Below are 19,527 nucleotides of genomic sequence, written 5' to 3' on the forward strand. Positions count from 1 at the left end.
CCGGCACGCCAAGAGCCGCGCACGGACCGCGGCCCCCGGTCCAGGCCCCTCGGCCACCCGGCCCGGCCAGGACACGGGCTTCTGCCGCCCCGTCCGGGTCAGACGGGGACGACGGCCACCGGGCCGAGGGCGTGCGTCACCGTCGTCTGCGCGACGGGGGAGAGGCCGAGCCCGAGGGCCTCGCCGCCCCTGCGCCGCCCGACCACCGTCAGCGCCGCGGTGGCCGATGCCGTGACCAGGGCGCGTGACGCCGAGCCCCGGACCGGTTCGCGTACGACGTCCACCTGCGGATACTTCTCCAGCCGGCCGGCGGTGAGTTCGGCGAGGGCCCGGCCGGCCGAGTCCGCCGCCGCCTCGCTGTCGAACACCGGGCCGCCGGACAGTACCGACGAGAACATCGTCCACCCGTGGACGAGCCTCAGCCGCGCTCCCGGTCTGGACGCGGCGGCCTCGAAGGCGAAGTCGAGGACCGCCCCACTGCTCTCGTCGGCGGCCACCCCGGCGACGACGTCCGGGAACGTGTCCGCCACCTCGGCCTCGCTCTCGTCCGTGCGGCCGGTGTGGACGACGACCACCGGGCACTGCGCCATCGAGGCGGTGGCCAGGCTGTTGGAGCCGATCATCAGCGAGCGGAATCCGCCGAGACCGCGCGACCCGACGACGACCGTCGAGGCGTCACGGCTGAGCGAGGTCAGCGCCGCCGAGGGGAAGTCCAGCGGTGCCAGGGTCGAGGTGGGCAGCTCCGGCGCGATCCGGGAGGTCCGCAGCACGGCCCGCGCCAGCAGTTCCTCGGCCTCCCGCAGCCCACTCTCCTCCTCCGCACGCCGGGTGGGCGGCCGGACGCGCACGATCAGCAGCGGCAGATCCCGGCGGACGGCTTCGCCGGCGGCCCAGTCCAGCGCCTCCCAGCTGTGCGCGGAACCGTCCACCGCGGAGATCACGGGCAGGTCGCCGGCGGTCATACGGCCCTCCAGAGCGGTCGGAGCACTCCCTGGCACCGTTCCGCACTGCCCGGGATCGTGATTATCGCCCGATCGTGTGTCGGTGGCCCGGCGGGCCTCACCGGCCCACCGCGGCGACTGTGCAGTGGACGTAACCACGCTTGATCGTCCGGCGTGACACCCGGGAAACGGACGTTTCGTACCGTCGCGGTACCAGCGCTCCCCATGAGAGGCCGTCCATGACCGTGCCGAACCCGCAGCCGGACACTCCCACCCAGGTGCGGACGGTCTGCTCCTACTGCGGTGTCGGCTGCGGCATGGTCCTCGACATCGGCAGGGGTCCCGACGGGCGGCGCACGGTCCTGAAGGCCACGGGCGACAAGGAGCACCCCACGAACCGTGGCCGGCTCTGCACCAAGGGGGCGACGAGCGCCGAGATGCTCGCGGCGCCCGGCCGGCTGACGACGGCCCTGGTGCGGGCGGACCGCAGCGAGGAGCCCGCGCCGTCGCCCATGGACACCGCCGTCAAGGAGACCGCGCGCAGGCTGCGGGCGATCGTCGACGAGCACGGGCCCGACGCCCTCGCCCTCTACGTCTCGGGGCAGATGACGCTGGAGGCGCAGTACCTCGCCAACAAGCTGGCCAAGGGCTTCGTCCGCACCAGCTGGATCGAGTCGAACTCCCGGCTCTGCATGGCGAGCGCGGGCAGCGGCTACAAGCTCTCGCTCGGCGCCGACGGTCCGCCCGGATCGTACGAGGACTTCGAGCACGCCGACACCTTCCTCGTCATCGGCTCGAACATGGCGGACTGCCACCCCGTCCTCTTCCTCCGCCTCATGGAGCGGGTGAAGGCCGGTGCCAGGCTCATCGTGGTCGATCCCCGGCGCAACGCCACCGCCGACAAGGCCGGTCTCTTCCTGCGGATTCGTCCCGGCACCGACCTGGCGCTTCTCAACGGCCTGATGCACCTCCTCGTGGAGAACGGCCACACCGACCCCGAGTTCATCGCGGAGCACACCGAGGGCTGGGAGGCGATGCCCGGCTTCCTGCGGGACTACACGCCCGCCGCCGTCGCCGGGATCACCGGCATCCCGGAGGCGGACATCCGGCTGGCCGCCCGATGGATCGGTGAGGCCGGGGAGTGGATGAGCTGCTGGACCATGGGGCTCAACCAGAGCACCCACGGCACGTGGAACACCAACGCCCTGATCAATCTCCACCTGGCCACCGGGGCCCTCTGCCGCCCGGGCAGCGGCCCCTTCTCCCTCACCGGCCAGCCCAACGCCATGGGCGGCCGGGAGATGGGCTACATGGGCCCGGGCCTGCCCGGACAGCGCGGCCTGCAGTCCGGCGGCGACCGCGCCTTCGTCGAGGAGCTGTGGGGCCTCGAACCCGGAACACTGCGCACGGACGCGGCGGGCGCCGGGACCGTCGACATGTTCCGGCGGATGTCCGAGGGCGAGATCAAGGCCTGCTGGATCATCTGCACCAACCCGGTGGCTTCCGTGGCCAACCGCCGGACCGTCATCGAGGGGCTCGAAGCGGCGGAGTTCGTCGTCACCCAGGACGTGTTCGCCGACACCGAGACCAACGCCTACGCCGATGTCGCCCTGCCCGCCGCGCTGTGGGGCGAGACCGAGGGCGTCATGATCAACTCGGAGCGGAACCTCACGCTCGCACGACAGGCCGCCGACCCGCCCGGGGAGGCCTGGCCGGACTGGCGGATCATCGCGCGGATCGCCTGCGAGATGGGGTACGAGGAGTCCTTCGGCTACAGCAGCGCCGAGGAGGTCTTCGAGGAGATCAAGCGGGCCCACAACCCGGCGACCGGGTACGACCTGCGTGGAGTCAGCTACGAGCGGCTGCGCCGCACCCCCGTCCAGTGGCCCAGCGCCTCCGCGGACGGCCCCGACCGCAACCCGGTCCGCTACCTCAACGACGGGGTCAGCCAGACCCGGTCCGTACGCCCTGACGGGAGCGTGCCCCGGCTGGTCTTCCCCACGGCGAGCGGCCGGGCGGTGTTCTTCGCCCGCCCTCACCTGCCGGCGGCCGAGATGCCCGACGACGACTTCCCCTTCGTGCTCAACACGGGCCGGCTGCAGCACCAGTGGCACACCCTGACCAGGACCGGCAAGGTCGCCAAGCTCAACAAGCTGAATCCCGGCCCCTTCGTGGAGATCAGCCCGCGGGACGCGGAAGCCCTCTCGATCGCGGAGGGCGACAGTGTCGAGGTCGCCTCACGCCGGGGCCGGGCCGTGCTCCCGGCCGTCGTGACCGACCGGGTGCGGCCGGGGGACTGCTTCGCGCCGTTCCACTGGAACGACCTCTTCGGCGAGTACCTCAGCATCAACGCCGTCACCAACGACGCGGTCGACCCGGTCTCCCTCCAGCCCGAGTTCAAGGTATGCGCCGTGACGCTGGCGAAGGTCGCCGCCGTCGCGTCCGTGCCCCCCGCCGTCCCCGCGTCCGCGGAAGCCCCCACGGACGCCCTCGCTCCGGAGCTCACCGGCACTCCCGCTGCCCTCGCCGGGGTGTTCGGCATCGCGGAAACGGCTCCGCCCGTCCTGGCCGAGCACGAGCGGCGCTATCTGTCCGGCTTCCTCGCAGGGCTCGGCACGTGGACCGGGGGCACCCCCGTACTGCCGGCACACGCGCCGTTCGCACCGGACCACGCCCTGTGGGTCGACGGGGTGCTGGCCGGCATGTACTCCCGTGTGCCGGGGGACGAGCGGGATACCGCCGGGACGGTACCCGCACGCGCCGGCGCCCCCGGCCGGCAGGTCGTGGTCCTGTGGGCCTCGCAGACCGGGAACGCCGAGGAGGTCGCCGCGGCCGCAGCCCGGCGACTGACCGCCGAAGGCCGCACCGCGACGCTCCTCGGGATGGACGACAGCCCTCTGGAGAGCATTCCGCGCACAGCCGATCTGCTCGTCGTCACCAGCACCTTCGGCGACGGGGACGCGCCGGACAACGGCTCCGGATTCTGGGACTCGCTCAACGCGCCCGACACGCCCCGGCTGGACGGTGTGCGCTATGCCGTGCTCGCCCTCGGCGACTCCGCGTACGACGACTTCTGCGGCCACGGCAGGCGGCTCGACGAACGCTTCGGAGAGCTCGGCGCCGTGCGGCTCGTACCCCGTACGGACTGCGAACCGGACTACGAGGAGCCGGCCGGGAAGTGGCTCGACGAGGTGTTCGCCGCACTGGGCGATCCGGCGGCCCCCTCCGCCACCGCAGCTCCGCCCGACCCCCTCGCACCCCCGTCCGCGGCCATCCCCTCCCCGCCCGTCCCCGCCCGGCCCGTCACGGCCCCCTCCACCGCGTCCCGTCCGGCCAGGACGGCGACCGGGCGCCTCGTGGGCAACCGACTGCTCAGCCTCCCGGGAGCCACCAAGGAGGTGCGGCAGTTCACCTTCGACACGCAGGACAGCCCCGTGCCCCTCACCTACCAGGCGGGCGACGCACTCGGCGTGGAGGCGCTCAACTGCCCTGATCTCGTGGCGGAATGGCTCGCCGTCACCGGACTGGACCCCGCGGACCCCGTCGACGTGTCCGGTGTCGGCTCCGTCCCCCTGAGCGAGGCCCTCCACCGCCACCTGGACATCGCCCGGATCACCCCCGCACTGCTGCGCCTGGTCGCCGAGCGCACCCACGACAGGACCCTCAAGAAGCTCCTGCGCCCGGACAACAAGGGCGAGCTCGCCCAGTGGACCTGGGGCAGGCAGGCCGTCGACGTGATCGCCGAACACACCGCCCGCGCCACTGCTGCCGAGTGGGCCGAGGTCCTCACGCGCCTCCGGCCGAGGCTCTACTCCATATCCTCCAGCCCGCTCGCCGACCCCGCCCTCGTCCGGCTCACCGTCTCCGTCGTCCGCTACGAGAACCGGCACGGCGCCGTCCGCAAGGGAGTGGCCTCCACCTTCCTCGCCGACGCGGAGGAGGGCCGGCCCGTCCCCGTCTTCGTCCAGCGGTCCCCGCACTTCCGCCCGCCCGCCGACCCGGCGACCCCGATGGTGATGGTCGGTCCCGGTACCGGCGTCGCCCCGTTCGTCGGGTTCCTCGACGAGCGGAGGGCGCTCGGCCACCGGGCCGCCAACTGGTTGTTCTTCGGCGAGCAGCGCAGGGGCACCGACTTCTACTACCGCGAAGAACTCGACTCCCTGCGCCGCGACTCCACCCTGACCCGGCTGGACACGGCCTTCTCCCGCGACCAGCGGGCCAAGGTCTACGTCCAGGACCGGATGCGGGAGCACGGAGCCCAGCTGTGGTCCTGGCTCCAGGAGGGCGCACACTTCTACGTCTGCGGCGACGCCTCCCGGATGGCGAAGGACGTGGACCGGGCGCTGCGAGACATCGCCGTGGCCCACGGCGGACTCCAGGAGGACGCCGCCGCGGCGTACGTCAAGCAGCTCGCCGCCGACAAGCGCTACGTGCGCGACGTGTACTGAGATCCGCTCCCGGAGACCGCTGCCACCCGGCTCAGCTCCCGGACACGGCGGCGCCGAAGGCCGGGAGATAGGCGGACTCGTGGCCCTCGGCCGTCGGATGGACGTTCGTGCTGCTGATCCAGGCGTCACTCGTGCAGATCTCGTGCCCGGCGAAGGCCGGTCGGCCGTCCGCGAAGGCGAATCCGGCCGCCTGGGCACGGTCCGCGATCGTCTCGTTGAGCAGGTCCGAGCCGTCGTTGACCGCCGAGCGCTTGGCGGAGCTGAGACCGCCGAGGCAGAGGCCGCCCTCCTTGTAGAGGTGCGGATAGCCGATGATGACGACCTCGGCGTGCGGGGCCCGGTCCCGGACGGTCGCGTAGAGACTGTCCAGCTCGCCCGGCAGCTCGTTCACCACGTACTCCCCGGCCGTCTTCAGCGCACGCTCGCAGGCCGACTGGGTGGAGTACTGGCAGCTGAGCATGGTCGAGGCGAACCCGGAGTCGTTGCCCCCGATGCTCAGGCTCACCAGAGTGGTGTCCTCGTCCAGTTCGTCCACCTGGTCGCTCAGGACGTCGGGGATCTTGGCACCGCCGCAGGCCGCGAAGGCGAACGAGTCCGGATCGTTGGCGTCGGCCCAGAGCGCGGGATAGGCGTTACGGCTCCGCGTACACGCGACATCGGAGTAGCTGCCGGCGCCGGTCCCGGAGGCGTACGAGTCGCCGAGGGCCACGTAGTTCACTCCCGCCGCCGCGGACGAGGAGGCGGAGGCGGGGACGGCGGCCGAGGCGAGCGCGAGGGCCAGCACGGCGGCACCGGCTGTACGGCGCAGGGACATGGGGTTCTCCGTGGGTGGGAGGCGAGGGTGGCCGGTCCACGGCCGCCGTGTGAGACCGGCGGCCGTGGACCACGCCCAACATCCCGCCCCCGCGCCCCCACGTCATCGGCGAAATGACTGACTCCCGGACCGGGGCGGTCCGGGAGTCAGGGGCGGCAGCGTCGTTCTCAGCCGGCGGACTCGCCCGCGTGAGGGCTCAGCACACCGGCTCCGATCAGGACGAACAGCAGGATGCCCAGCAGCACGCGGTAGATGACGAACGGCATGAAGCTCTTCGTCGTGATGAACTTCATGAACCACGCGATGACCGCGTAGCCGACCACGAAGGCGATGACCGTCGCGAAGATCGTCGGCCCCCAGGAGACGTGGCCCTCGCCCGCGTCCTTCAGCTCGAACACACCCGAGGCGAGCACCGCGGGAATCGCCAGGAGGAAGGAGTAGCGGGCCGCCGCCTCACGGGTGTAACCCATGAGCAGACCACCGCTGATCGTGGCACCGGAGCGCGAGACACCGGGGACCAGCGCCATCGCCTGGCAGAAACCGAAGATCAGACCGTCCTTGACGCCCAGCTCCTTCAGCGACTTGCGTTCCTTGATCGCCCGGTGCTTCCCGCCGGTCTCGTCACGGGCCGCGAGACGGTCCGCGACGCCGAGGACGACGCCCAGCACGATCAGGGTCGTCGCGATCAGGCGGAGATCGCGGAAGGGGCCCTCGATCTGGTCCTTGAAGGCCAGACCGAGGATGCCGATCGGAAGGGAACCGATGATGACCAGCCAGCCCATCTGGGCGTCGTGGTCGCTCCGCATCGAGGAATCGGTCAGCGAACGGAACCAGGCCGAGACGATGCGGGCGATGTCCTTGCGGAAGTAGATGAGGACCGCGGCCTCCGTGCCGATCTGCGTGATCGCGGTGAACGCGGCCCCCGGATCGTGCCAGCCCGCGAAGGCCGCGGTCAGCCGCAGATGCGCGCTGGAGGAGATCGGCAGGAACTCGGTCAGTCCCTGAACGAGGCCCAGGACGAATGATTCGAACCAGCTCATGGGGCTTAGGCCATCCCGGAGGTACTCATGCAACGGCCGACGGACGCGAAGGCCGTCGGCGGCGTGCGGATGTGGTCAGAAAGGGGGACGGGACGCCACGGCCCCGGACATCCTCTGTCGGTTGCGCGCAGCGTATCGCCTGCGGGTGAACAGAGTCCCGCCTGCCCCTGGCTACGCCGCGCCGCCGGCCTCCGGGGACGCCGTGCCGCCCACCCCGCCCAGCCGGTGCCGCCTGCGCCACGCCACCAGTGCCGCGACCGCGCCCGACAGCACGATGAAGCCCATCGCCGCCAGGAACACCGGCGAGGTCGGTGAGGAGGCCGAGCTGCCCGCGATGACGTACGCCGCCGTGTTCGGGATCGAGCCCAGCCCCGTGGCCAGCAGGAACGGCGGGTACCCCATGCGGGACGTCGCCGCGCAGTAGTTGGCCGCGGCGAACGGCACCCCGGGGAAGAGCCGCAGCGCCAGCATCGACCTGAACCCGTGCCGGCTCAGCAGGCCGTCGGCCGCCTTCAGGTACTTCCCGCGCACCAGCGTCCGGAGCGCGTCCTGACCCAGCACCCGGCCGAGCAGGAAGGAGACACCGGCGCCGAGCACGGTGCCGGCCAGCGCGGCCGCGAGCCCGGTCTGCGCACCGAACAGCGCACCGGCCGCCAGGTTGAGGATCGGGCGCGGCACGAACGCCACGGTGCACACGCCGTACGCCAGCCCGAACAGCATCGCGGCGCCGGAGCCCGTGAGTTGGGACGGCCAGCCGGAGGCCAGGAGCCGTTGTGGTTCGAACAGCAGCATGGTGACGGCGGCGGCCAACAGGACCACCACCAGCAGGGAGAACCGGGACCAGGGGGAGAGCAGCACCCTCGTACAGCGCACTGCGAGGCCACCGGAGGGCCGTGTCGCGGGGACGGGGTCGAACATCTGGGGAGCGTAACCGAAACAGGTGTGTGATCGCCGTAATGTCCGGGTGACAGGTGACGAGTCACTCATCACGTCCCTGTCTCCCCACCCCGGGGTCCGCGGAGCGAGAGCCCGCTCCCGCGGGCCCCATCCGGTCCGACACGCAACAGGGCGGCGCGGGCCCCTGGTTGCGCCCCTGCCCCGCACGGCGGTGTCAGCCGGTCCCCGCGCGAAGCCATGGAGCCCACCGGAGCGTGGGGACCGGCCCGCGCCGAAATCCATTCGACGCCGTCGCACCGCTCCGGCATGCTCAGGGGCATGTTCCGGTACGCCTTCCTCGCAGCGCAGTCCGCGGTCGCGGACACGCCGAAGGCTGCCACGAGCCCTGCGGCGGCGGCCGCAGCAGCAACTGACGCAGCGTTCACCGCTGCCGCGGCGCCCTTCGGCGGCGCCCGAAGCTGACCCTCCCCCGACAGTCCGGCGGACCCCGTAAGGGGAGGGTCGGCGGGGCCCTGGGGTCTTCTCTCTCAGCTTCGAACACCAAGGAACGAGCCATGCCCAAGACGGCGTACGTGCGCACCAAGCCGCACCTGAACATCGGCACCATGGGCCACGTCGACCACGGCAAGACCACCCTGACCGCCGCCATCACCAAGGTTCTCAGCGACCGGGGGACCGGCACCTTCGTGCCCTTCGACAGGATCGACCGGGCCCCCGAGGAGGCGCAGCGCGGCATCACCATCAACATCGCGCACGTCGAGTACGAGACCGACACCCGCCACTACGCGCACGTCGACATGCCCGGACACGCGGACTACATCAAGAACATGGTCACCGGGGCGGCGCAGCTCGACGGAGCGATCCTCGTCGTCTCCGCACTCGACGGCATCATGCCGCAGACGGCGGAGCACGTCCTGCTGGCCCGTCAGGTCGGCGTCGACCACATCGTCGTCGCCCTCAACAAGGCCGACGCGGGCGACCCCGAGCTGACCGACCTGGTGGAGCTGGAGGTCCGCGAGCTGCTCTCCGCGCACGGGTACGGCGGCGACACCGTGCCCGTCGTGCGGGTGTCGGGGCTCGGCGCGCTCCGGGGCGACCCACGCTGGACGGCGTCCGTCGAGGGTCTGCTGGACGCCGTCGACACGTACGTACCGATGCCGGTGCGCTACACCGACGCGCCGTTCCTGCTGTCGGTGGAGAACGTGCTCACCATCACGGGACGCGGCACCGTCGTCACCGGCGCCGTGGAGCGCGGCACGGTGCGCGTCGGGGACCGTGTGTCGGTGCTCGGCGCGGACATCGAGACGGTCGTCACCGGCCTGGAGACCTTCGGGAAGCCGATGGAGTCCGCGGAGGCCGGCGACAACGTCGCGTTGCTGCTGCGCGGGGTCGAGCGCGACCGGGTCCGCCGCGGACACGTCGTGGCGGCGCCCGGCAGCGTCACCCCGAGCCGCCGCTTCACCGCTCAGGTGTACGTCCTGTCGGCGAAGGAGGGCGGCCGGACCACCCCGGTGGCCACCGGGTACCGGCCGCAGTTCTACATCCGCACGGCGGACGTCGTCGGGGACGTGGACCTCGGCGATGCGGCGGTCGCGCGGCCCGGCGACACGGTCACCATGACCGTCGAGCTCGGCCGTGACGTCCCGCTGGAGTCCGGCCTCGGCTTCGCGATCCGCGAGGGCGGCCGCACGGTCGGCGCCGGGACGGTGACCGGCCTGCTCTGAACGGCCCGTGCGCGGCCCGCCTTCCCGACCCGGGGGAGGCGGGCCGCGCCTTCTGCGGCAGACTGGGCCCCATGGCAGACACAGCACTCGTCCTGGGTGCCGGAGGAGTCACCGGCACCGCATGGGAAACCGGCATCCTGCACGGGCTCGCCAAGGCGGGAGTCGACCTCTCCACCGCCGATCTGATCGTCGGGAGCTCCGCGGGCGCCATCGTCGGGGCGCAGCTCGCCTCGGACCTCGTCGCCGTCGGCGACCTCTACGAACGCCAGCTCGCCGACCCGGAGGACGACAGCGGGGCAGCCGGCCGGCTCGGCCCCGTCACCATCCTCCGCTACGCGAGAGCGGCGCTCTCCTCCCGCACACCCGAGGACTACGGCCGCAGGCTGGGCGCCCTGGCCAGGGCCGGCCGGCCCGCGACGGCCGCGGCCGGTCGGCGCGAGATGATCGCCGGCCGGCTTCCGTCAGCCGATTGGCCGCAACGGCACCTGCTGGTCACCGCCGTGGACGCGTCCACCGGCACGCTGCACACCTTCGACAGGACCGGCACGGTCCCGCTCGCCGACGCGGTCACCGCCAGTTGCGCGGTTCCCATGGTCTGGCCCGTCGTCAGTGCCGGGGGCGGGAGCTGGATCGACGGGGGCGTCCACTCCCCGGCCAACGCCCAGCTCGCCGCGGGCTACGAGCGCGTCGTCGTGATCGCCCCCACCGCCACGGGCAACAAGGTGATCGTCTCGGCGCGCGCGCAGGCCGCCGAACTGGAGGCCGCGGGCGCCCGGGTCGAGGTCATCACCCCGGACGCCGGCACGAGGAAGGCCATCGGCCGCAACTCACTGGACCCCGCACGAAGGGCGGCGGCAGCCAGGGCGGGCCTCGCCCAGTCCGCGGCGCACACCGAGGCGGTCGCCGCGGTGTGGAGCGGCTGACCGGGCGGGAGGCGGGCCGAACGCCCGTCACAATGGGGGAGTGAACGAGCCGATACCCGTCATCCGCGACACCGACTGCGGCACCGCCAGGCTGCTGCCCGACGTGGACCGGGACCGGGCGTGGCTGCTCACGGTCGACGGAGCCCCGCAGTCGTACGTCGACCTCGACGAGCCGGAGCACCTCGAATTCGAGTACGTACGACGGCTCGGCCACGTGGTGGACCGGTCCGGAGCCCCCGGGGTTCCGCTGGACGCGGTGCACCTCGGCGGAGGCGCGCTCACACTGCCGCGCTACGTCGCGGCGACCCGCCCCGGCTCGCGGCAGGACGTGGCGGAGGCGGACCGGGGTCTCGTCGAGCTCGTCCGCGAGCATCTGCCGCTGCCGCGGGGGGCCGGGATCACCGTCCACGGCGCCGATGCGCGGGAGTGGCTCGAAGCGGCTCCGGAAGGATCCGCCGATCTCCTGATCGCCGATGTCTTCGGCGGGGCGCGGGTGCCGGCGCACCTGACCTCCGTCGAGTACGCACGGGCCGCCGCGCGGGTCCTGCGGACGGACGGCGTCTACGCGGCCAACCTGGCCGACGGCGCGCCCTTCACCTTCCTGCGGTCGCAACTCGCCAACTTCGCGGCGGTGTTCGGCGAACTCGCCCTCATCGCCGAACCGGCCGTCCTGCGCGGGCGCCGCTTCGGCAACGCCGTGCTGATCGCCTCCCGTGTCCCCCTCGACATCGCGTCGCTGACCAGGCTGTGCGCCGCCGACGTGTTCCCCGCCCGGGTCGAGCACGGCCTGGCACTCACCCGGCTCGTCGGCGGTGCGAGGCCCGTGCGGGACAGCGAGGCCGTGGCCTCACCCGAGCCCCCCGACGGCGCCTTCGGCATCGGCTGACTCCCGGGCCGGTGCCGGGACGCTGACCTTCTTCACCGCGCTGCGGCGTGTCAGGTTCCGTACGTCCGGGACGAGCAGCACGCCCCCCGTGACCAGCACGATCAGCGCGGCACAGCCCCACAGGGCCGTACTGCGGCCGACGAGCGTCTCCACCGGTCCTGCCGCCGCCGTCGCCAGCGGCACCATCGCGACCGAACCGAACCAGTCGTACGCCGCCACCCGGGACAGCTTGTCCTCCGGGATCTCCTGGTGAAGGGCGGTCATCCAGGAGACACCGAACACCTCGATGGCGACCCCGGTCACGAACATCACCGCGCAGAGGCCGGCCACCGGCAGCGGGATCGCGAGGCCCGCCGAGGGCAGGGCCAGCGGGAACACGCAGAGCGTTCCGGCCAGCAGCAGCCGCCGGGGCTTCCAGCGCATCATCAGCAGCGCCCCGCCCAGCGTGCCGACCCCGAACGCCGCCAAAGCGAATCCCCAGGGGCGGGCTCCTCCGAGCTCGTCCCGGGCCACCAGCGGCCCGTACACCGCCTCGGCGGCCCCGACGACGGCCACGACCACGGAGAACTGCAGCACGACGGCCCAGAGCCAGGGGCGGCCGGCCACCTCCTGCCAGCCCTCCCGGAGGTCGGCGAGCAGCCCCCCGCCCGGCACGCGCACGGGGATGTGGCTCACGTCGAGGAAGGCCCGGAGCGCACCCGCGACGGCGAACGCCGCCGCGTCGACGGCCAGCACCCAGCCGGGGTTCATGGCCGCGATCATGGCGCCGCCGAGGGCCGCGCCGCCGATGGCCGCGCCGTGCATGGACATCCGGAAGAGGGCGAAGGCGCGGGCCGCCTGCTCCCCGTCGACGCTGGAGAGCAGCATCCCCTCGGAAGCCGGACCGAAGAAGGCCTGCCCGGTCCCGCAGAGCGCCGTCAGGATCATCATGTGCCACAGCTCGGCGGTGCCCGTGAGGACCAGCCAGGCGAAGACCGCCTGTGAGACGCAGTTGAGGGTGTTCGCGGCCACCATCACCCGGTGGCGCGGCAGCCGGTCGGCGACCGCGCCGCCGATCAGGAGGAAGAGCACCAGGGGCGCCGTGCGCGCGGCGGCCACCAGGCCGACGTCGGCGGCGTCGCCGCCCGACTCCAGGACGGCGAACGCCGCCGCGATCAGTGCGCCGTTGGCGCCCAGGCCGGTGATGATCGCGGCGGCGGTCAGCAGACCGAAGTTGCGGCCTCCCGGAAGGGAGCGGCGGCCGCGGGACGGGGAGGCGGGGGCGGAAGTCACCAAGGGACTATCCCCGCCGGAGCCCCCTCCCGCCAAATGGGCGGTCCGGGACGCGTGAGCCGCAGGCTCAGGAAGTGCTCTCGGCGCCCTCGGCCAGGCGCACCGTGCTGAGGATCTTCTGGATGGTGGTGTCCGGAAGTTCGTCGTCGATCCCCGCGTTGGCGTGGAGGATCCAGGTCGAGAACTCTCCCTTGCCGTTCGTGAAGGTGAACGCGATCGACTTGCCGTCCGTGTCGCACTTCTTCTTGTTGGCGAGCCCGGTCGCGGTCGCCGTCACGACGCTGCCGGAGAGACCGGACTTGGTGGTGTACGCGCTGGGCTTGCCGACCTTGACCTTGTCCTTGCCGTCCGTCTGCGCGTAAGCGGCCCAGACCCAGGTGCCCGCCTCGTTCCTGGCGGCCTCCTCGGTGCTCTTGGCGCCCTGGGCACCCTTGGTGCCGACGCTGGCCAGTCCGGTCTCCTCCTTGACGCCGTCCTTGTCGGTGTCGTCCACGCACCACTTGCTCTTGTAGTGGGCGGGTGCGGAGAAGGTGACGAGCGGGGCTCCCGTGGGGTCCTTGACATCCCCGAAACCGGAGGCCACTCCGGATCCCGAGATCTCCCAGTCGCCGGGCACGTCGAACTGCGTGCCCCACTTGGGATTGGTCACGACCTTCCAGCCGGGAACCGTCGGTGCGGCGTCCTCGCCACCCCGCGGGTTCGCCGCGGGGGAGGACGCGGTGTCGGACGCCTTCGCGGACGGTGAGGAGGACGACTTGCCGTCGGCCCCGGCCGAGCCGCCCTTGTCGTCCTTGTTCATGACGACGACGCCGGTGACGACGGCAGCGACGACGACCGCGGTGGCCGCGACGACGGCGACGATCGTCGTCTTCTTCCTGTCGTCGGGCCGGGGCCCGCCCGGGCCGCCCGGTACCGCGTACTGCGGCACGGTCGGCTGCTGGTACGGGTTCGGCTGCGGGTAGCCCTGCTGCTGGTATCCCGGCTGCTGGTAGGGATTGGGCTGTTGGTACCCCGGCTGCTGGTACGGGTTCTGGTTCTGGTCCTGCGGGTTCTGCTCGCCCCCGGGCGGCTGCTGTCCTGGCCACATGGCCAGTAACCATAGAGGGGCCCGGCGCGCGCTGCTACGGGCACCCCTGTGAGGGGATGGTCAAAGCCTGCTACTCGCTAGTAACATCGACGGCATGAGCACTGAAGAGATGACGGTCGGCGACATCCTGTCCGCGAGCGTCCCGATGGTCCGCACCCTCGGCATCGAGTACCTGGAGACGACCGTCGAGCGCGCGGTCCTCTCGCTCCCCGACCGGGCCGAGTACCACAACCACGTCGGCGGACCCCACGCCGGAGCGATGTTCACGCTCGCCGAGTCGGCGAGCGGCGCGATCGTCGTCGCCGCCTTCGGTGACCAGATGGCCCGGGCCGTCCCGCTGGTCGTCACCACGGAGATGTCCTTCAAGAAGGTCGCGATGGGCGGGCTCACCGCGACCGCGGTGCTGGGCCGCCCGGTGGCCGAGGTCGTCGCCGAACTGGACGAGGGGAAGCGCCCCGAGTTCACGGTCGGCGTGGAGATCCGACGTGCCGATGGCGCTGTCACCAGCGAGATGACCGTGGTCTGGACGCTGCGCCCGAACCGCTGACCCCTCGCCCGGCCCCGGCCGGTCCCTTCCCGGGCCGGGGGCGCGGCGGCGCTTCCACCCGCCCGGCCCGGTAGGCTGCCCGCCGTGCACCACTCGTGGTGCACGGCGGAAGATTTGTTACGGGAGGGACCGGCGTGCACGTCCAGGAGTGGCTCGAGACCGTACCCGCGGTCAGTATTTACCTCCTGGTGGGGGTCGTCATCGGACTCGAGAGTCTGGGCATCCCGCTGCCGGGCGAGATCGTGCTCGTGAGTTCGGCGCTCCTCGCCTCCCAGCACGGTGAGATCGACCCCGTGGTCCTCGGCGCCTGCGCGTCGGCCGGGGCGATCATCGGGGACTCGATCGGTTACGCCATCGGACGCAAGGGCGGGCGCCCACTGCTCGCCTGGCTCGGCGGGAGGTTCCCCAAGCACTTCGGGGCTCCTCAGATCGCACTGGCGGAGCGCTCGTTCGAGAAGTGGGGCATGTGGGCGGTCTTCTTCGGCCGCTTCGTCGCACTCCTGCGCATCTTCGCGGGGCCCCTGGCCGGTGTGCTGCGCATGCCGTACTGGAAGTTCCTGATCGCCAACGTGTTCGGCGGGATCGTCTGGGCCGGCGGCACCACCGCCGTCATCTACTCGGTGGGAGTCGTCGCCGAGGCGTGGCTCAAGCGCTTCTCGTGGCTGGGGCTGCTGGCCGCCGTGCTCATCGGCGTGATCTCGATGCTGGTGCTCAAGAACCGGGCCAAGAAGGCGGCGGAGCAGGCGGAGGACCCCGTGCCGGCGCGTGAGCCGGACGCGGTGCCCGCGGCCGACTGACTCCCGGCCCGGCCGGAGGCGTGACCCCGCAGGCCAGATGCGCCGTCCCGGGGCCGTGGGCGGCGGCGCGGTCCGCCGTGGACGGCGCGCGGGTCGTCAGCCCTCCTGGTGAGCCGTGCGGTGGGCCTTGGCCAGCTCCACGTAGCCCGCCGCGTTGAAGGCGATGCCCTCGCGCTCCTCGGCGGTCAGCTCCCGCCTCACCTTGGCGGGTACGCCGGCGACGAGGGAGCCCGGCGGGACCCGCATCCCCTGCGGCACGAGGGCCTGAGCCGCGATCAGCGAACCCGCGCCGATGTGCGCGCCGTTGAGCACGGTGGCCCCCATGCCCACGAGGACGTCGTCCTCGATCACGCAGCCGTGCAGCACCGCGTTGTGGCCGACCGAGACCCTGGCGCCCACCGTCAGCGGGAAGCCGGGGTCGGTGTGCACGCTGCAGTTGTCCTGGATGTTGCTGTCGGGCCCGAGCGTGATCGGGCCGCAGTCGGCCCGCAGCACGGCCTGGTACCAGACACTGGAGCCCGCGGCCATCGACACCTCGCCGATGACGACGGAGGTCGGGGCGAGGAAGGCGTCCGGGTCGATGTCCGGCTCCTTGCCGCCGATGCCGGTGACCAATGCCTGCTCTGCCATCGCCTGCTCCTCCGCTGGGGGTGTGGTGCGCGCGGCGCCCCGGGTTCCGCACGAACCGTAATCGACGCTTCCACGGGCCAGGACAGGTGGGGTGAACATCACAGCGCGGAGCGCCGATCGACTCCGGCCGGGCCGACTACCGTGAGCGGGTGCCGAAGAACCGGAACTTGTTCTCCTCGCTGGCCCGTCGGCGGCGCGGTCTCATGTCGCACGCCGTCCACCGTGTCTGGGCCTGGGCACAGGAGGCGGGGGCGGTCACGGCGCAGCACCCCGGGCGGCTCCGCTTCGGCCGGATCGGTGCGGGGACCCGGCTCGCCTTTCCGCAGGGCACGGTCTTCGGGGAGTCGTGGATCGAACTGGGCGACCACTGCATCATCGGCGAACAGGTGACGCTCACCGCCGGCCTGATGCCTGATCTCGACCTCGGCTCGGAGCCCATCCTGACCTTGGGCAACGGTGTGGTGCTGGGCCGGGGAAGCCATGTCATCGCCGACACGTCGGTGTCGATCGGCTCGGACACCTACTGCGGCCCCTACGTCTACATCACCTCGACCAACCACAGTTACGACGACCCCGACGAGCCGGTCGGCAGGCAGTGGCCACGCATGGAGCCGGTCGTGATCGGCCCCGGGTGCTGGATCGGCACCGGAGCGGTGATCCTCCCGGGTGCCAGGCTCGGCCGCAACGTCGTGGTCGCGGCGGGGGCCGTCGTACGTGGAGAGGTCGCCGACCACGCGGTGGTGGCCGGGGCGCCCGCCCGCGTGGTGCGGAGCTGGGATCCCGAGAAGGGCTGGCAGCCGCCTCTTCGTACACCGGCACCGGTGCCGATCCCGGACGGAGTCACCTCCGAGCAGCTGGCCGCGGTCGCTCTGCTGCTGGAGGACCAGGTCGAAGGAGCCTGAGCACCGGCGTGGCAGGCTCGCCCGCCGGGATCCTCAGCCCGTCGCCAGCAGGACCGTTCCGATCAGGGCAAGCCCCGCGCCCGCCGCCTGGAGCCCGCGCAGCCGTTCACCCAGCACACCTCGTGCCGCCAGCGCCGTCACCACCGGATACAGCGAGGCCAGGACGGCGGCCACGGTGACCGGGCCGTGCTGAGCGGCGATCGAATAAGTGCCGTTGGCCGCGACGTCGGCCAGTCCGACGAAGGCCAGAGCGGGGAGGGCGGCACGTACGACGCCGAGTCCGCCCTCCTCGGGCAGGGCCCGGCCGCCGCGGCGCACGGAGACGTACAGGGCCGTACCGCCGACCGCGATGTTCGTGACGCGCTGGACGAAGAGCGCGAGGAAGAGACCGGTCACCGTGGTGGAGGCCTCCGCGATCAACGTCATCACCGCGCCGAAGCCGAAGGCGGCCAGCAGGGTCAGTACGACCGCCCGGCGCTGTACCGGTGCCCCCCGCAGCTGCGGCCCGCCGGCCAGGACGATCCCCACGACGGCGACCGCCACTCCGGCGAGCTGCGCCGAGCCCGGACGCTCACCGACGACCAGGCCCACTCCCACGGGTACCGCCACCCCCAGGGAGCCGAGCGGGGAGACCACTCCCATCGGCCCCAGGGCGAGCGCCTTGTAGAAGCTGAGCATCGCGACCGGGCCGACCACCCCCGCCGCGACCGCGAACCAGAGCAGGCTTCCGGCCTCGCTCCAGCCGCCGGTCGCGATCACGACGACCCCGAGGACGACGGTCGCGATGCCCTGCGACACCACGACCACCGTGAGGGCGGGCGTGCGCCGGGTGAGCAGCCCGCCACCGAAATCGGCCAGGCCCCACAACAGGCTCGTGGCCAGGGCGAACAGTGCGGTCATCGGGGAGCCTCGCAGTACAGTGCGGTGGTCGGATGGGTACACCTCACCGTAGTGCAATATTTTCTACTCTGTAATCTAGCATATTGGACGGAATGTGTCTGACCTCGACCAGCTGACCCAGTCGCTCGCCCGCAACCTCAAGCGCTGGCGGGGCGAGCGCGGCTTCACCCTGGACGCCCTTGCCGCTCGCGCGGGGGTCAGCCGAGGCATGATCATCCAGATCGAGCAGGCGCGCACGAACCCGAGTGTCGGCACCACCGTCAAGCTCGCCGACGCGCTGGGCGTCAGCATCACCACGTTGCTCGACTACGAGCAGGGAACCCAGGTGCGTCTGGTGCCCGCGAATCAGGCGGTGCGCATGTGGTCGACGGACGCGGGCAGTCACACCACCCTGCTGGTGGGGGCGGAGGCCAGGGGGCCCATCGAGCTCTGGTCCTGGCATCTGATGCCCGGCGAGGGCAGCGCCTCCGATCCGCACCCCGAAGGGACGGTGGAGCTGCTCCACGTATCGGCGGGCGAACTGACGCTCGTCGTCGACGGTGAGCCCCACGTGATCCCCGCCGGAACCTCCGCGACCTTCGAGGCCCACGTGCCGCACAGCTACCGGAACGAGGGCCCCGAGCCCGCCGACCTGACCATGGCGGTGACGATCCCGCCGGTGCGGAGAGAGGATAGGTGAGCGGTTCGCCGGTGCTGTCAAAGGGCGCGTCCTCCGGGCGTGCACCGGCCGCGTCGCCGGGGGCGATGCTGGTCAGGGTCCGGGTGTCCGAGAGGCGCTTCCGGAACGCGCCGGCCGGTGGTCCACGAGCCACCCCACGGCGAAGTCCACGGCAGCCGTGAACCTGATGAGGCGGCTCTGCGCCCGTCCCACCCGCCCGGAGCGCACGGCTGTGTCATGGCCCGACCGCTCGAAGTCGCGCCCCAGCGCGCCGAAGTCGCTGTCGTCCAGATCCACGTCCTCGTACTCCCACCACTGGGGCCGGCCGTGCGCCGTGACCACGCAGCGGTAGCTGCGCCTGGGGGGATCGGGTACCCGGTACTCGGCCAGGTGGAAGGCCGTGCAGGTGCTGTAGTCCGTCCCGAGCAGCAGGATCTGCGCGTCGGACTCGTACAGGAGGGCCAGCGGTGAATCCTCGCCCAGGTGGCAGTCGGGGCGATGGCCCGCGGTCAGTTTCCCGGCCGCGGCGCCGAGCGCGCTGAAGGAGGTCTGCGGGTGGTCGCTGCGCTCGGCCCCCGCGGCCAGCCGCACCGTCTCGGACAGCCGGCCCATGGACGGTGCGGGGGAGTCCCTGCCGTAGGGCGGCATACGGGCTCGGACCGCCTCCCGGGCCTCCGCGTCCAAGCCGCGGACGCGTTCCAGGTAGGGACGGGACGTGTCGGAGTTCTCCGGAGTGAAGGAGGGGACCACCAGAGTGCCCTGCGGCCCGAGCACCCTGCTCAGGGTGGCCGCGACGGTCCGGGCTCCCCCCTCGACCTTCCCCATGCTGCGCATCGACGCGTGCACGAGCAGGACACCGCCCCGCTTCACGCCGAGCTCGGAGACGTGGGCAGCCACGTCGTCTCCGCTGAGGAGATGTTCTGTCATGGCAGACATCCTCCCCGCCCGGAACGACAGCGACACTCGTCCTGTGATTGCGCGGTCGGCCGGGGTGACGACAATGCACCGCCTTGATCAGGCGGTATCGCCTCACCGGTCCGCCAATAGCGGTACTCGGCGAC

At 72.1% G+C, this 19,527-nt stretch carries 17 protein-coding genes; 8 read left to right on the forward strand and 9 right to left on the reverse strand.

Annotated features, from left to right (window positions below; translation table 11 throughout):
- Positions 1-98 precede the first annotated feature (98 nt).
- Positions 99-962, reverse strand: coding sequence for a universal stress protein (locus tag ACIRJR_RS24830; RefSeq protein ID WP_403784396.1), 864 nt, complete (start codon positions 960-962; stop codon positions 99-101).
- Positions 963-1,180: 218 nt separating this feature from the next.
- On the opposite strand from ACIRJR_RS24830, the gene ACIRJR_RS24835 reads away from it, so the two are divergent.
- Positions 1,181-5,389 (forward strand): molybdopterin-dependent oxidoreductase, encoded by a 4,209-nt coding sequence (locus tag ACIRJR_RS24835; RefSeq protein ID WP_403784398.1) that lies wholly within the window; start codon positions 1,181-1,183, stop codon positions 5,387-5,389.
- Between the two features lie 31 nt (positions 5,390-5,420).
- Here the strand turns inward: ACIRJR_RS24835 and ACIRJR_RS24840 are convergent, their stop codons facing one another.
- From ACIRJR_RS24840 to ACIRJR_RS24850, 3 genes are all read right to left on the reverse strand, one after another.
- Positions 5,421-6,203, reverse strand: a complete 783-nt coding sequence (locus ACIRJR_RS24840) for an SGNH/GDSL hydrolase family protein (protein WP_403784400.1) — start codon at positions 6,201-6,203, stop codon at positions 5,421-5,423.
- Between the two features lie 167 nt (positions 6,204-6,370).
- Positions 6,371-7,243: an undecaprenyl-diphosphate phosphatase gene (locus tag ACIRJR_RS24845; protein ID WP_403784402.1), complete on the reverse strand. Its 873-nt coding sequence runs from the start codon at positions 7,241-7,243 to the stop codon at positions 6,371-6,373.
- Positions 7,244-7,414: 171 nt separating this feature from the next.
- On the reverse strand, positions 7,415-8,161 hold the full coding sequence (locus ACIRJR_RS24850; protein WP_403784404.1) for a TVP38/TMEM64 family protein: 747 nt from the start codon (positions 8,159-8,161) through the stop codon (positions 7,415-7,417).
- A gap of 533 nt (positions 8,162-8,694) precedes the next feature.
- On the opposite strand from ACIRJR_RS24850, the gene tuf reads away from it, so the two are divergent.
- The 3 genes from tuf to ACIRJR_RS24865 all read left to right on the forward strand — a co-directional run bounded on the left by tuf (position 8,695) and on the right by ACIRJR_RS24865 (position 11,673).
- Positions 8,695-9,864: an elongation factor Tu gene (tuf, locus tag ACIRJR_RS24855; RefSeq protein WP_403784406.1), complete on the forward strand. Its 1,170-nt coding sequence runs from the start codon at positions 8,695-8,697 to the stop codon at positions 9,862-9,864.
- Positions 9,865-9,935: 71 nt separating this feature from the next.
- Positions 9,936-10,787, forward strand: a complete 852-nt coding sequence (locus ACIRJR_RS24860; protein WP_403784408.1) for a patatin-like phospholipase family protein — start codon at positions 9,936-9,938, stop codon at positions 10,785-10,787.
- A gap of 40 nt (positions 10,788-10,827) precedes the next feature.
- Positions 10,828-11,673 (forward strand): spermidine synthase, encoded by an 846-nt coding sequence (locus tag ACIRJR_RS24865; RefSeq protein ID WP_403784410.1) that lies wholly within the window; start codon positions 10,828-10,830, stop codon positions 11,671-11,673.
- Here the strand turns inward: ACIRJR_RS24865 and ACIRJR_RS24870 are convergent.
- Both ACIRJR_RS24870 and ACIRJR_RS24875 read right to left on the reverse strand, forming a co-directional pair.
- On the reverse strand, positions 11,635-12,945 hold the full coding sequence (locus ACIRJR_RS24870) for an MFS transporter (protein ID WP_403784412.1): 1,311 nt from the start codon (positions 12,943-12,945) through the stop codon (positions 11,635-11,637). The genes ACIRJR_RS24865 and ACIRJR_RS24870 overlap by 39 nt on opposite strands.
- Positions 12,946-13,012: 67 nt before the next feature.
- On the reverse strand, positions 13,013-14,032 hold the full coding sequence (locus ACIRJR_RS24875; protein WP_403784414.1) for a hypothetical protein: 1,020 nt from the start codon (positions 14,030-14,032) through the stop codon (positions 13,013-13,015).
- A 109-nt stretch (positions 14,033-14,141) separates the two neighbouring features.
- Between ACIRJR_RS24875 and ACIRJR_RS24880 the strand changes: the two genes are divergently transcribed.
- Together ACIRJR_RS24880 and ACIRJR_RS24885 are read left to right on the forward strand one after the other, a co-directional pair.
- Positions 14,142-14,579 carry a DUF4442 domain-containing protein gene (locus ACIRJR_RS24880; protein ID WP_403784741.1) on the forward strand — a complete coding sequence of 146 codons (438 nt, stop codon included), beginning with the start codon at positions 14,142-14,144 and terminating at the stop codon, positions 14,577-14,579.
- A 134-nt stretch (positions 14,580-14,713) separates the two neighbouring features.
- The gene (locus tag ACIRJR_RS24885) at positions 14,714-15,376 is read left to right on the forward strand and encodes a DedA family protein (RefSeq protein WP_403784416.1); all 663 of its coding nucleotides are present in this window, start codon (positions 14,714-14,716) and stop codon (positions 15,374-15,376) included.
- 96 nt (positions 15,377-15,472) lie between these two features.
- Here the strand turns inward: ACIRJR_RS24885 and ACIRJR_RS24890 are convergent, their stop codons facing one another.
- Positions 15,473-16,006: a gamma carbonic anhydrase family protein gene (locus ACIRJR_RS24890; protein WP_403784418.1), complete on the reverse strand. Its 534-nt coding sequence runs from the start codon at positions 16,004-16,006 to the stop codon at positions 15,473-15,475.
- Positions 16,007-16,155: 149 nt separating this feature from the next.
- On the opposite strand from ACIRJR_RS24890, the gene ACIRJR_RS24895 reads away from it, so the two are divergent.
- Positions 16,156-16,908: an acyltransferase gene (locus ACIRJR_RS24895; protein ID WP_403784420.1), complete on the forward strand. Its 753-nt coding sequence runs from the start codon at positions 16,156-16,158 to the stop codon at positions 16,906-16,908.
- Between the two features lie 33 nt (positions 16,909-16,941).
- Here the strand turns inward: ACIRJR_RS24895 and ACIRJR_RS24900 are convergent, their stop codons facing one another.
- Positions 16,942-17,808 (reverse strand): EamA family transporter, encoded by an 867-nt coding sequence (locus tag ACIRJR_RS24900; RefSeq protein ID WP_403784422.1) that lies wholly within the window; start codon positions 17,806-17,808, stop codon positions 16,942-16,944.
- A gap of 94 nt (positions 17,809-17,902) precedes the next feature.
- On the opposite strand from ACIRJR_RS24900, the gene ACIRJR_RS24905 reads away from it, so the two are divergent.
- Positions 17,903-18,487, forward strand: coding sequence for a helix-turn-helix domain-containing protein (locus tag ACIRJR_RS24905; protein ID WP_403784424.1), 585 nt, complete (start codon positions 17,903-17,905; stop codon positions 18,485-18,487).
- Between the two features lie 72 nt (positions 18,488-18,559).
- On the opposite strand, the gene ACIRJR_RS24910 is transcribed toward ACIRJR_RS24905, so the two are convergent.
- Entirely contained in the window at positions 18,560-19,393 is an 834-nt protein-coding gene (locus tag ACIRJR_RS24910) for an aminoglycoside N(3)-acetyltransferase (RefSeq protein ID WP_403784426.1), read from the reverse strand.
- Positions 19,394-19,527 lie beyond the last annotated feature (134 nt).

The sequence above is a fragment of the Streptomyces sp. NPDC102402 genome (assembly GCF_044765765.1).
In the GTDB taxonomy this organism is placed as follows: Bacteria; Actinomycetota; Actinomycetes; order Streptomycetales; family Streptomycetaceae; genus Streptomyces.